Source organism: Solimicrobium silvestre (assembly GCF_002976435.1).
In the GTDB taxonomy this organism is placed as follows: Bacteria; Pseudomonadota; Gammaproteobacteria; order Burkholderiales; family Burkholderiaceae_D; genus Solimicrobium; species Solimicrobium silvestre.
In genome coordinates this window covers 156,680-170,067 of sequence record NZ_PUGF01000003.1, presented here as the reverse complement: position 1 = coordinate 170,067, position 13,388 = coordinate 156,680, and the positions used below count along the sequence as shown (strand labels likewise).

General features: G+C 48.9%; 9 protein-coding genes. 1 reads left to right on the top strand and 8 read right to left on the bottom strand.

All coding sequences use genetic code 11. The features are described 5' to 3' along the window. Positions 1-473: 473 nt before the first annotated feature. The 6 genes from S2091_RS04855 to S2091_RS23965 form a co-directional block, all read right to left on the bottom strand. Positions 474-1,307 (bottom strand): ATP-grasp fold amidoligase family protein, encoded by an 834-nt coding sequence (locus tag S2091_RS04855; protein WP_105530676.1) that lies wholly within the window; start codon positions 1,305-1,307, stop codon positions 474-476. After that, positions 1,307-2,275, bottom strand: a complete 969-nt coding sequence (locus S2091_RS04850) for a TauD/TfdA family dioxygenase (RefSeq protein WP_105530675.1) — start codon at positions 2,273-2,275, stop codon at positions 1,307-1,309. The genes S2091_RS04855 and S2091_RS04850 overlap by 1 nt, the downstream gene beginning before the upstream one ends. An 11-nt stretch (positions 2,276-2,286) precedes the next feature. Continuing rightward, complete coding sequence (locus S2091_RS04845) at positions 2,287-3,456, bottom strand: hypothetical protein (protein WP_105530674.1); 1,170 nt, start codon at positions 3,454-3,456, stop codon at positions 2,287-2,289. Beyond that, on the bottom strand, positions 3,453-4,640 hold the full coding sequence (locus S2091_RS04840; RefSeq protein ID WP_105530673.1) for a glycosyltransferase family 4 protein: 1,188 nt from the start codon (positions 4,638-4,640) through the stop codon (positions 3,453-3,455). The genes S2091_RS04845 and S2091_RS04840 overlap by 4 nt, the downstream gene beginning before the upstream one ends. Next, positions 4,637-5,068: a polysaccharide deacetylase family protein gene (locus S2091_RS24425; protein WP_243405314.1), complete on the bottom strand. Its 432-nt coding sequence runs from the start codon at positions 5,066-5,068 to the stop codon at positions 4,637-4,639. The genes S2091_RS04840 and S2091_RS24425 overlap by 4 nt, the downstream gene beginning before the upstream one ends. Before the next feature lie 429 nt (positions 5,069-5,497). Beyond that, positions 5,498-6,424, bottom strand: coding sequence for a hypothetical protein (locus tag S2091_RS23965; protein WP_105530671.1), 927 nt, complete (start codon positions 6,422-6,424; stop codon positions 5,498-5,500). Between the two features lie 257 nt (positions 6,425-6,681). Between S2091_RS23965 and S2091_RS04825 the strand changes: the two genes are divergently transcribed. Further along, positions 6,682-7,482 (top strand): SDR family NAD(P)-dependent oxidoreductase, encoded by an 801-nt coding sequence (locus S2091_RS04825; RefSeq protein WP_105530670.1) that lies wholly within the window; start codon positions 6,682-6,684, stop codon positions 7,480-7,482. A gap of 157 nt (positions 7,483-7,639) precedes the next feature. Here the strand turns inward: S2091_RS04825 and S2091_RS04820 are convergent, their stop codons facing one another. Both S2091_RS04820 and S2091_RS04815 read right to left on the bottom strand, forming a co-directional pair. Continuing rightward, positions 7,640-8,680 carry a response regulator gene (locus S2091_RS04820; protein ID WP_105530669.1) on the bottom strand — a complete coding sequence of 347 codons (1,041 nt, stop codon included), beginning with the start codon at positions 8,678-8,680 and terminating at the stop codon, positions 7,640-7,642. Between the two features lie 5 nt (positions 8,681-8,685). Further along, positions 8,686-13,104 (bottom strand): response regulator, encoded by a 4,419-nt coding sequence (locus tag S2091_RS04815; protein WP_105530668.1) that lies wholly within the window; start codon positions 13,102-13,104, stop codon positions 8,686-8,688. Between the last annotated feature and the right edge of the window lie 284 nt (positions 13,105-13,388).

The window sequence follows — 13,388 nt, the reverse complement described above, 5'->3', positions numbered from 1 at the left end:
TTTGTGCAAGAAAATTTACCTCGCTCTTTAAAGTGCTTAACATTGAGGCTATATCTGCATAGTCTACAAACTGGTCTGGATTGTGTAGGTGTGTGCCCATTTCCATTACTCCTTTATGTTAATTCAACTCCGAAAAAATTTGATGCAATCACGAATCTACCATAATAAAAACTAAGCGCCCTAGGCTTTTTTGGGGTGTGTGTGGTGCTGTTGCAACCGGACATAAATAGGCATCAGGCCCATTAACTTTCGATGTTTTTTTAAGGCACTATTTTGAATTGCTACTAGGGAAAATAGTGTGTTGCAGCGTGGAATTTTTATCGAATTGGTTGACGCAATTCATAGCGTAGGAGCATGTCTTATAAGGACGGGTCGACGCTATGTGCGCCTTGTCTCAACAGAATATTTTATTTTTTAAACGGTGGAATTTATGCCGCAAATCAACATTGCTCGGCGTCTATAAATCGATTCAATTAGATGCCCGACCGTTCCCAGAATTGCCCGAGCCATTTATTCGCGAACGGCGTAAAAAAATCGAGACTGTCTCCAAAAGGTGTGTGGGTAAATTCACCAAACGTAGGCCCAACATCTTGCGGGCAATAAATGTCAATCCGAACAAACGGAAACTCATAGGATCGTGCCAGCAACTCTGCAGTTTCAAGCATGGCTTCAAGATTAATCGGTCGTTCCTCAGTTGGGCCGAAATTTCGCATTGTATGCATTGGGTCCCGGATCAAATTCCAATCACGGTCGTACCAGGTTAACGTATTGCGATGCCGATCACAAACGTACAATACTTTTGCGACGCCGTGAAAACAGAAAAACTTATAGTCGTGTGGAAGCCCTTCTTCCGCAGAGCCAATGAATTCCTCTACTATTATTCCCGCATTTGGATCTGCAACTACTCCGCGCATTTCGTTTAATGTTTGCTCAATAGTTGTGTGCGAAATATGGCGCTCCTTAAGCACATCAAAGGTGCCGTTGCGTACAGGTATGACTTGTTCCGAATTGGCACCGTTAGAAAGTTTAATGACGTAGGAGGTTGGCAACGTGTCGAACGGGATTGCGGCGGGGTCTGTCCCGTACCAATACAAATTGGCGACGCGTACGCCGCACTTTGCAGCAAATTCCTTGGCGTTAAGTTTGTGGCTCAGTTTTCGATGCCATTGTGGGCAGCATTTCCAATGAGCAAAATCATCAAAACGCGTTCGAAGTTCGTGTTCGCACACTTGCGGGTGTCCACTCTGAGTAATTGCAGACCACAACTCACTCTGTCTGGCACGTATTAGGTCGGCGAACGCCCGCATCAGAACTTACCCATTGCAACAAAAAGCTCGCGCAGACCCCGGTATGGTGTTCGCCCGTGTAAAGTCATCGAATTATCAATGAGCAACACATCACCCGATTGCCATTGGTGGCCGATTGCCAGCTCTTTCTTTATCTTGCCTAGCTCTCGGAGATGATCTGGATTCATTTCTTTACCGTTCGCAAAGATGCAATGGTGGTAGCGATCCGACCCATTGATTGCCAAAATCTCTTGCCTGGTTCCATCGTCATGCTGCGAGGCGTGCCAACGATCCGCTTGGCAAAATAGTGCGTTAACACCCGTGTAAGCTCCAGCGACCACGCTGGGTAAAGTCTCCTCTATGTGTAGACTCATCTCTGGTGTCCACCAGAATCGCGCGCCGCGCTTATCAAGCAATCGGCTCACCTCATCTGGGTTGTTACTCTCAAAGGTTTGTGCCCATGTCTTTGGCCATTCGGGCGCACCGTTTGATTGAGCTGGTAGGTTTTGAATGTATGTCACTTCGGTCAGCGCGAAGGCAAGTGCTGCTGCGGGTGAGAGCCGTTCTGCTATTTTCCGCCCGTCTGTCAACAAAGTTTCACCGCCGATCATGTCGGCTTTCTTGCAATAGAAAATTAAAATCTCAGGGTGCGCGCGGGAGTATCCCATTTCGTTGTGTACGGAAATGTATTTTTCTCCTGAAGTGTCGTTGGATGTGTAAACGTAATCAGTGGTCAACGTCCGGCGTGCGTCCCCTCCGCGATACCGCACTCGGGATGAAAGCACCGTCTGCGTGAATCGGTCAAACTGCTCGACGGTATTTATCTGGAAGTTCCGGAAAAGTAAAGTGCCCGACTGTTCCAGTTCTAGTCGAAATTTCTGTCGATCAGAGTTGATGTAATTCAATAGATAATCTAACGTGGCTTCCCTCGAATTACTTGGTTCGATCAAGGGTGATACGGTCGATCCGGCTCTTGAAGTACTAGGCATATGCTTTCTCTCTATATCTGTGAGTCGAGCTCGAATTCTTCTCCCAACTGCCTAACTTTGGGGCTCATAAGATCTGACTTAAGTAGCATGTTTATGCGGGGCAGAGCGTCACTTTCAAGCACAAACTTTGCTTTTCCTTCTAGCATTGCACGGGACACCTCTCGCTTAATATCGTTAGTGAGTTCTTGTAGCGATTTTACTGATGTTACTGGGTAGTAACGCGAGAGCCGTTGTTCGAAGTGAATTCGTTCATCACTGTCAGGGGTTTGACTTTCAAGGTGATATACGAGAATTCGTGCCCCACCGCTTGCAGCTTCAATCACGGAGTTATATCCGCCATGCGTCACGACGACGGCGGCGTTCTGGTGAAGTGAGGTGAGATCCTTATGCACCATTGTTATATGGCAGTTAATTGGTAACGATGCCGTGATGGGAACTGCACCATGCGGGCCAACGATGACATCGAAGTTGCAATTGGGCATCATGCGTGCCGCATCAATACACGCGGCAAGTAGTGCGCCACCTCCGGTGCCACCGCCACAAGAACAAACGACTCTGGGTGCGTCTTCACTTGTACCGTGGGTGTGATTTGCTTGAGGTGGCCATACGTAGCCCACATATACCGTCTTTGCCGCGGTATTAGGAACGAACTTATACTCTTTAACGACATCGACGATTCGACGATCTGCCGTGACGATAATGCGGTCATAAACTTCGCCAAAGTCTTGACTTGCAGCACCGAAAAGCATATCAGCGTCAGCAGAGTCAGCAATGCCTCTATGAATGAAATACTTCCTTGCTGTCGTCGTTTTGAGCAGTGGGCGAAGCTCGTCATTGATGCCGAACGGTAGATAATCAACCAAGATTGCGTCCGGTTGAAAAGCCTCGCTTACTGAAGCGATCATTCGAGAACGAATGCTCACAGCCTCTTCGATTGGAACGTGAAGCCACCTGGGGCGGTTATAGCGTTTTGCTCGGACAGCACTAATACCGTCCCAGCTCGGCAACTTAATCGTTTCGCATTCTTGCGGAACCATCCAGTGGGATTCGGTCATGCCAGTCATTATCAGGCAAGAGAAATCTCCCTGCAGGGAAGCTGCGATTCTTGATATGCGTCGGAGATGCCCAAGTCCTTTGGCGTCGTGGCAAAAAAGTAGTACTCGCATTTGTCGATGAATCATTGGGAATCCTTCGTTGCCATTTCAAAAGCGTTGACCCACGAGGCCCATTCTCGGGCCGGTGCAAAACGTTTGCGCCACATCCAAACAAAGTCGTGATTGATCGAAACATGACCAGCCAACATGTCGAGAGCCATCGAATTTAATTGACGTGTGTAGTCTTCACTATCGGCTATTCTCGCAAGTCGAATATGATCGGCGACTTCCGTAACGTCACCAGCAAATTCTCCGCAGCGCGTGGTTACAATAGGAATTCCTGAACACAGCGCTTGAATACGTGCGGCGGAGCTGCCTTCCCCAAGCGTTGCGGAGCAATAGATAGAAGAGTGTAGTAGTTCGGTATATATCTCATCGCGTGAAACGTAGTTCATGAATGAAAATGCCTGGCCTGCACGGGTTTGGACGTCTTTCAATCTTGATTCCCAATAGTCCTTTTGATGCTCTTCTATTTTTCCATAAATCTTGAGCGTTACCGGAAGATTGGCTTCTAACAGCGTGAGAAATGCGTTGATTAGGACGTCCGATCCCTTGTGGTAACTTAAACCAGAGTCCGCTATAAGGCGAATCACTTCGGTTTTTTTCTCAGGTGAATGGAGCAACTCTTCCACATTGACAGAAGTTGGAATGGTAATGATCGGGGTTCGGGTGAGTGACGACAATCGGTTCGATTGCTCCGTGCTCTTACACACAATGAGACGAGCTGACTGACAAACTTCACGCAGGCTAATTCGTTCGCGCAAATTGCGAAACCCGCGTGAGAAATCTGTTCCTACAATTGTCGTGACGTGCGGAAGTGCCAGGTCATCGGCCACCAACATCGCCAGTTGCCCTACAGTCATCGCGAAGTTAGACACAATGATGTGGTGCGACTCTTTTTTACGTTCAACACGATCGGAGATAGCGTTACGCAGCAGTAAAAAATTTAATCTTGCACGTTCATTTTCCTTGCGCGCTTCCGACCAACTCGCTTTTTCGATTGATCTCTCCCACACGGAACGATCCCTGCCAATGGATACGATCTCGTAATTTGCCGTTGGCGCTGCAATCTCGCGCTGGTCACCGGTGACATAAATGGTTACTGAGGCCAATCTCGGTGCAAGGTTCGCCGCGAGCTCCTGAGTCCAAAGCTCTAGGCCGCCGGCAGTTGGGGGAAACTGCCCGGTCACGATATGAATGGACAGCGTCATGGTTTCTGTAGCTCCTCAGTCAACTCAAACCTGTTCCACTGTCCGGGCCGTAATTCTCCCTGCGGAAGCGATGAGTTCGCTAGCATGGTGATGCCGCGTACTAGCACCTGCGCAGCGTCACTAACGAATGACGTTCCGAACGGCACTGCATAGTGCTCTGCCGGTAGCCCGATTTCTTGTTGAATCCACTTTTGTCCGTCCAAAATATGGGCAGCAACTTGTTCATGGTTCAGATGACTGATTTCGAGGTGAGACCAGCCGTGGTTTGCTATTTCTACACCCAGGGAGCTGATTTCGCGCAGCTCATCGATTGACATGGTTTGCGCATGGTGGCTTATATTCAGATCAGGAGCGTCAAATTCTCGTGCAAGTTCTCTGACTCGTTGCAAAGCTGCTTCGTCTGATATGGTCAGTAAGTCGGCCTTCAAGACACGTCTCAAACTTCGCGTAACAGTGAGCCCGTACAGCTCATACTTTATGCCACCATACGTAACTGTATGATTGGCGCACTGGTCCAGTAATTCATCCAGTAATGAGAAGAAATAAGGGACTTGCCGAATGATTTGGAGGGGATTTACAAAAAGTATGACATGGTGACCAAGTTCACGAGCCAGTACACATGCTCTTGCTGCCCCCTGAGTTGAATCATCAACGGTCAATACGTGGTGATTAATTCCGTGTTTTGACCAAGGTACGTACTTTTGTTCCAAGGACTTAAGATACGTCCAAAGTCGATTTTCCGGCACATAGTTGCGGAAGCTTTGTCGGTGTTGTACCCACGTAGGTGCACACCCATGTAACAAATGAATCCCCATTGCGCTTTCCCCTGCGTCATTAAAGGTGGACTTTCTGTACTATTATGAGTCTTCGTTTCGTGCCTGGAAGTGATCCTGCGCCAGACGCCGCAGGGATGCAGGCGCGGCGCTTGTCCACTCCCACGCTCCTGAAGTTCCTAGTGCTATATGCTGATCAGGGTCGAAGCCCGCATTCTCAAGCGCTTCATGGCGCTCGATGTATCTGCGATCACTGACGGTGCCATGCCATAAGTGATAAATCCGCCCTTCAATCACTCCAATATTTCCGCACACCGTTTGGTGTAGAGGCTTTGCCCAATCAAGGTAATGTTGAGCACGGCGGGGCCCTAATCGAGCGAGCGTAATGGCCTCTTCAAATTTACCTAAACATGCATAGGCAAAAAGGCGATCAGCGCCACCAAGCACCATAACGTCGTATAGATTGTGTTTTTTTATGAGGTCTCGGCGCACTGCCCACGCTCCCCCAGCGGAGGAACGTCGACGCGCAGTGTCTGACTTAAGCGGCCCATCCAGTTCGCCGCTTTGGGCTAGCCATGCGACCGAATATCCTGAAATTGAATTGGGCATTTTTTCCGAGGAATTGTGATCCTTTGGAAGATCAACCAACTCTGAATAACATTGAACGACCGGGAAATGTTCTAAAACACGTTGGAGCTCGTCGGCCCAATCTGACCGTTCAAATATAATGTCACAGTCGACAAAAACGATATATTCTACGTCACTCGGAAGATGGTTGACAGCAACATTCAGCAGGCGTTCTTTTTGCCACAACGAAGATCCCTCGGCGACCCTTACGACAATGTCAGCGTCATCATCACTTAGGTCGAAGTGGTCATTGCATCGTAATTCTATAGCCAGTAATGGGATGTTTAGTCGCTCACGAAATAAGCGATAGTTTTCTCGGCGTGATTTGTACGCGCATGGATTGAAGTAAGCAGTTACCGCCCAAATCCGGCAATCTGGCTTCATTTTGCAAGCCGTCGGATGTCTTTAATTGCGCGTATTAGATCAATAATCATATCGTGGTCGTATGGTATATTGGGACTAGTTGTACTTCTAGAGGCGAGTTATAAATAACTGCAAATGCCTTAGCTGAACGCTTCTGACGATGGAGTATGAATTACTAATTTTAAAATGTCAAACTATGCGATTGAGCGTTAATTTTAGCCAAAATCGTGAATAATCCAACGCTATCGTGGCGGACAATCTACTAAATTGAGGTTGACGTGGCTCGTATTCTTATTACAGGATCAGCAGGTGGTATTGGCCAGATGACAGCTCGTGTGCTACTGGAAGAAGGGCATAGTGTAGTGTTGCATGCACGTAACGGCGAACGCGCTAAAGAAGCACATGAAGCATTGCCAGATGCCGAGGCTGTCCTGGTTGCAGATTTGCGGAGTATTTCTGAAACACGTTCAATGGCTGAATCGGCAAACAAGTTGGGATCATTCGACGCAATAATCCACAATGCTGGCGCAATGCCACTCACTCAAAGTATCTCAAGCGACGGTATATCCGAACTATTTTCTGTCAACGTACTGGCCCCGTATATTCTTACTGCCATGATGGAACGAGTAGAGCGCTTCATTTATATAGGTTCTGGCGCCCATCGTGCCTCTAGTGCGCACTTCAATGATCTTCAATGGACCACCCGTCAATGGAATAGGAATGATGCGTACGCTGAGTCGAAGCTTTACGGTGTTCTCTTGACGTTTGCTGTGCCCAGGTTTTTGCCAAATGTTCTCGCGAATGCCGTTTCGCCGGGCTGGGTAGCAACACGGATGGGAGGAAAAAATGCGACGGATGACTTGAAGGAATCCCCACGGACACAGGCATGGTTGGCAGTAAGTAATAGCTCTGCAGCCAAAGTTTCTGGCGGATATTTTTTTCATTTTGAACAAGGTAGTGCAAATGAAATCGCGTACCAAACGGACATACAAGACAGACTTTTGGCTGAGTGTAGGCGCGTCTCGGGTATTTCGTTTCCAGCTAGCCCCGGCGCGATATCATTCAGCAAGGAGGCATAATCAATCATCTTGATCAAGTGATACGGTCATCACATTTCGATATTTGGGGCTCACAAATGACTCTAAATATTTTCCAACTTCATCGCCAGTGTCAGTTTGTGAGTTTATTTTAGTGCACAAAGTTGTGGCATTACGCACGGCGATTTTAACTGCAACGTCACGGCAATTTCGCATCAGTGCCGTTGGTTGTTGACGATTGATTTAATATAGATTTGTCTTCAGCAGATGCCCATTTACTTTGAATATCGAGAAGCTGCGGCAGAATTTTAGAAAAGACATCCACCAACTTAGGATCAAAGTGTTGCCCGGAGCTAGCATTGACATAGCCCAGAATTTTTTCAATCGGCCAAGGCTCCTTGTACGGCCGTCTCATACTAAGTGCGTCGAACACATCAGCAAGTGCAACAATGCGTGCTGATTCCGGAATATCCTTTCTACGCAAGCCATCAGGATAGCCGCTGCCATCCCATTTTTCATGGTGACGTAGTGCAACTTCCGCCGCTAATTGGAAAACTGGTGCATCACTCTTACTCAAAATATTGTAGCCAATTTGCGGATGGGTTCGCATAACAACCCATTCCTGCTCGTCTAATGGCCCCGGTTTGCGCAAAATGCCTTGTGGTATGCCAATTTTTCCGGTGTCGTGCATGGGCGCGGCCAGCTCAAGCCGTTCACTATTTTCCTCACTCCAACCGTAACCTTGTGCAAGAGCGCGCGCGTAAGCTGCCATGCGCCAGATATGTGCGCCGGTATCTGTATCATTAAAGTGCCCGGCTTGACCCAGCATCAAAATGGCATCTCGGTAACTCTTTTCCAGCAACGTGGCGCGCACAAGAGATAAATGGGTTGCTACTCGCGCGCGAACAATCGGTGTCGAAACCGGTTTGATCAGATAATCAACGCCGCCAGCGTCAAATCCAGCTTCTTCGTGCGCCGTATCCGTATAGGCCGTGACAAAAATCACCTGAACACTACCTGTAGAGTCAATTTTCTTGATCTGCCGGCATAGATCGTAGCCGTTGATATCTGGTAAGCCAATATCCAGCAAAACCATTGCTGGGCAATGCTTCGCGACAGCAGCCAGCGTCTCACGGCCATTGCGGGCAAACGCGAGTTTGTAACTGTCTGCCAGGGCATCTTCCATAATAGCCAAATTGGCAGGTTCATCGTCCACGATGAGGATGGTTTGAAGACTCATAACAGCTACTCCAAAGTAATGCCTATCTGCTGGGCCAGTTTGATTGTGGCAGTCTCAGCAGCGCGAAAATCGAACGCATGCACGTTTTCGCGAATGGCCGACAATTCTTGAGCAGGTAACAGTGTTACTAGTGTAGACAAGATTTTTCTAACTGGTGCCGGATTATCGGTATCAAGTGCCTTGAGTAGCGCGGCGAGCAATATATCGAGTTGAGCGCAGAGCGCTGATGACATATCGCCTACAGTAAACGTAGATGCTGGTACCAACTGCTCCATCACGACCGCCGGGGCAAATCGATCAATTGCGACTATAACTTGCTTTAGCGCATCATCAAGACGTCCCAGTATCAAGGTCGCATCGTACTCCGAAGCAAGTACCCGTTCAGCCTCGATCGCCAGCCGGTAGGTGGTGGGCATCGCCATACTCCCTGCGACCCCTGCGAGTTTGTGTACTAGTGCGGCTGCGCCAGGGCGATCATCATTGACCAAACTTGCGTTGATCACGTTAATCGTATTTCCATAGCCTTTGACAAATCGGCGTAAGTAGTCGCGATAGGTTTGAAGATTGGGCCAAATTTGCAAACCTTTCGCAATATCAATGACGGGCAAATCTGTAGGTAACTCAATATTGGCGCGCTCTGCCGGCGTCGCATCATTAATGTTATGCGTGTCTGAGTTGACGCTGTTTTGCGTACGTCTAAGTCGCTGTATCAGGGTAACCGTAGTCGGCACGTCGAATGGCTTGCTGATGAAGTGCGTCATACCGGCTGCGCGTGCAGCTTCTTGTTGCGACTGGAAGGCTCCGGCCGTCAATGCAACGATGGGAAGGTCATTGAACTGAGGCATAAGTCGCAAGCGAGTCGTGGCTTCGATGCCATCCATAACGGGCATTTGCACATCCATTAAAACCAAGTCGACGTCGTCGGGATGCGCCTGCAACCAATCCAGTGCATCCTTGCCGTCAACAGCGAGCGTGACGATGGCACCCTCTCCTTGTAATATCCGTTGCGCCACGTCACGGTTGATTTCACTGTCATCGACGACCAACAGACGAATACCTGCCAGCCCATAAGTCGTCGTTTGCGCAACGGTATGTGATGTGCCAAAGGAGACGGCTCGCCTGCGTTGTGCTTCGATCGTTGCGTTGTACAGCGCGGAGGTGGTAACTGGCTTGTTCAGAATGGCATCCACCAATTCCGCACCAGGCCTGCTGGCCAAGCTGGACAATGAAAAGGCAGTTGCCATAATGACGACGGGGCACTCGTCGTCTGCAAGACACGCGCGAATCGCATGTGCCGTTTCCAATCCGTCCATGCCGGGTATGTTCCAGTCCAGGATGACGACATCGGGCAATTCGCCATCTTTTCGCTCCATAATTTCTGCCAGCACGGCCTCTCCCGAGGCTAATGCGCTGACTTGCCAACCCAAGCCAAGGGCGATATCGGTAATGGCTTTCAATTCGATATCACAGCTGTCAGCGATCATCGCATCAACGCGCACCATATCCGGCGAAGAGAAATCAGCGTTGGTGATCAGTTGTAACGGGAGTGTGAACCAGAATTCGCTACCCTGTCCGGGCGTGCTGGTCAAACCAATTTCGCCACCCATCAAGCTCACCAATTGGCGACAGATGGTTAATCCAAGGCCGGTGCCGCCAAAGCGGCGGGTAGTAGAACTGTCAGCCTGAGTGAAGGCCGAGAACACCGCTGTTTGCAGTTCCAGCGGAATGCCAACACCGGTGTCCTTCACGCAAAAACGCAGAACAACATGCTTCTCATTCTGGGACTGTAAAGAGATACACAACTCGACACGGCCTTCATGAGTGAACTTAATGGCGTTGCTAGTCAGATTGTTCAATATTTGCTCCAGCCGCAGCGCGTCACCTATCAGGGATAAAATTCCTGCGGGAGGAGGCTGAATGATCAGCTGAATGTCTTTGTCTCCAAGGATAACGCCCATGCTGCTCGCGATATTATCAACTACGTCACCCAGCTTAAACGGCGCCTGTTCGATCACCATGTGACCGGCATCAATTTTGGATACATCCAGAATGTCATTAATGATGCCCAACAACATGCGTCCGGACTTTCTTATCTTATGCACCATATTGTGGGCATCGAGATCAAGATGTGCCTGTTCCAATAAGTAAGCCAGTCCCAGAATAGCATTCAGCGGCGAACGAATTTCATGGCTCATGTTGGCCAGAAACTCGGCTTTGCTGCGGTTGGCAGTCTCGGCAGCATCGCGCGCCTCAAGCAATAATGATTCTGCACGCTTTTGCGCGGAGATGTCTTGGGCAAAAATCAGTGTGGCCGGCCCGTCGACCAATTCCACCCGGGTGGTGGTTTTGAAGACGGGCACCAGTTTGCCATTGTTGCCTAGCCCGTGCGCTTCAAACATTTGTTCGATGGGAGAATCCTCATTAATTAGCGTTTCTTGTTCATGCAATTGATCGAGAGATTCCGGTGAAATCATGGTTTGCCACGGCTGGTCCTTTAAATCGTCGGTTGGCGCATACCCATGCAGAATGTTGTAGCGCGGATTGGTGTACACGAAATGTCCACCGCGCAGGATGGCGATTGCTAGTGGCGCATCTTCAATCAAGGTGCGGAAACGTGCTTCACTCTCGCGCAGCGCATGGGTGAGTCGTTGCTCGGTTATGTTTGTAAACGTCACAATCAACAACGATAACTCTTTCGATTCGCCATAAACAGGCGTCACATTGACGTTGACAAACACAGCCATGCCTGTATCTTTTCTCCGAATTTCCAATTCGAAATTGCGCACGAAATCCTCTCGGAATCCCCGTCGTGTCGGCCAGTTTTCCTTCGGCAATATCTCGCCGTTAGGCAGGTATACGTCAATGCCAGACCACACTTCTTCAATTGATCGGGGCTGGTAAAACAGTCCGTGGATACTGCGTGCGGCATCATTGGCGCGGATCAATGTATTCGTGTTGTCAAATACAAAAACGCCTTCCGTCATATTGTCAAAAATAACTTGCAGTTCATTACGTCCACGAACCACTTCTTGTTCAGCAGTTTTGGTAACACTGATATCCATGAACGTGCCCATTAGCATGACGGCGCGCCCGTTAGCGTCGCGTTCAATGGCTTGCCCGCGCGTTAAAATCCAAATCCAATGGCCGAGGGAATGTTGCATGCGGACGGTGACTTCCAGTAGTGGCTTGCTGCCGTTTATGCATGTGCCTACTTCAGAGAAACACGCGGCGTAGTCGTCGGGATGTATCCGTTGGCGAAATAAATCGGTATCTTCATTCGTGCTAAGCGATGCAATACCCATGATCGCAAAACAATTTTCATCGAACCATCTGGTGTTGGTTGGAATATGGACGCTCCAAAGCGCTAAATTAGCACCCCGCAGTGCTAGCTTTATCCGGTCATTCGCGTCGAGCCGCTCCTGTTCAATTTCAACTCGTAGTGTCTCGATACGAGAACGCCGGGTTTGCATCCAATACAGTGCCAAGCAACAGAGCAGGGAAATGGCGACAAAGAACACACTGTATGCAGCGGCTTGATGTTGCAAAGGTACCGCAATAGCCGTCAATTCGCGGCTAATTCCAATCACGATTGCCTTGTCCATGTGCAAGGCGGCTGGCTGGATGGTCTGCAAGACCATCATCCGACGTTCCCCTGTCGTGTACATGGTTCCTGTCACCACGCTTTCCACTTGACCGCTCTGACGATGGCGACTGAAAAAAGTCCCAGATCGGTTTAAGTTCGTACCGCCTATGCCTTTTTTCTCCGGATAGTTCAGCAATTGCTCACCGTCGCCATGAACGACAAAACCCCATACGTCTGGAGCATAAACGACTGGGGTGAACGAGTCGGAGAAAAAATCTTGATTAAGTGCTGCGACGACCATTCCGGTAAATTGGCCATCTTGACTAAGCACAACGCGAGAAACTGCCATGACCAAGTCCGGTTCTTTCTTGAGAGACTGGAATGGGGCAGACACATATAAAGTAGCGCTATCGGATTGTTGTTGTGCTCTTTTGAAATAGTCACGAAAACTCAGATCTTTGCCTAACAGGATCGGCTGTGACGCTGTAACGACCAATCCATGCGCATCCAATACGAGCAGAGCGCGAATGCCAGGTATGGCTGACTCCAAGGCACGCAATCGAAGCAAGAGCGCGTCAGAAGATTGGACTGGATGGCCCACCAGGAAGTCCTGTATAACCCCTTCTAATGTATGGTTGACAGTAGTTAGATTGTTTTGAATGTCGCTGGCGACTACATTCGTCAGCGTATGCAAGCGCTCGCGCTCGCTACTGTTGATACGATCTGTCTCGGTTACATGGGAGTAGGTAAGAAATGCACCGAAAGCCACGAGCATTAACATCAATGCCATCCATTCGGTTAGTCCGCGTCTTGAAGGCAAGTTGATGCGATTATGTAGCATACGTGTGGCCAAGATCTTCCGTTGATGTAGACGATCGCTAAGCACTAGCAAATCGAATCCCGTAAATGTTCGATGGATTGCTACTATTTAAAGCTAGGTGGCGAGACTCATAATGGACGCAAGTAAATGGTCGCATTTTGTTGCAAAAAAAGAATTAATTGAGGAGGCTCTAGTGATGACGCACACTTTGAGTTACATTAAATTTAGGCTTATATTACGAGATCTTCAACCGCTATCTTGCCAATTGCTGAAGTTAACCACGACATTTTCCAAGTTACAACAAA

Excerpts from the sequence above, each read along its gene's own strand:
- S2091_RS04815 (WP_105530668.1), bottom strand. The coding sequence starts at position 13,104 with ATGCTACATAATCGCATCAACTTGCCTTCAAGACGCGGACTAACCGAA.
- S2091_RS23965 (WP_105530671.1), bottom strand. The coding sequence starts at position 6,424 with ATGAAGCCAGATTGCCGGATTTGGGCGGTAACTGCTTACTTCAATCCA.
- S2091_RS04850 (WP_105530675.1), bottom strand. The coding sequence starts at position 2,275 with ATGCCTAGTACTTCAAGAGCCGGATCGACCGTATCACCCTTGATCGAA.
- S2091_RS04845 (WP_105530674.1), bottom strand. The coding sequence starts at position 3,456 with ATGATTCATCGACAAATGCGAGTACTACTTTTTTGCCACGACGCCAAA.
- S2091_RS04855 (WP_105530676.1), bottom strand. The coding sequence starts at position 1,307 with ATGCGGGCGTTCGCCGACCTAATACGTGCCAGACAGAGTGAGTTGTGG.
- S2091_RS04840 (WP_105530673.1), bottom strand. The coding sequence starts at position 4,640 with ATGACGCTGTCCATTCATATCGTGACCGGGCAGTTTCCCCCAACTGCC.
- S2091_RS04820 (WP_105530669.1), bottom strand. The coding sequence starts at position 8,680 with ATGAGTCTTCAAACCATCCTCATCGTGGACGATGAACCTGCCAATTTG.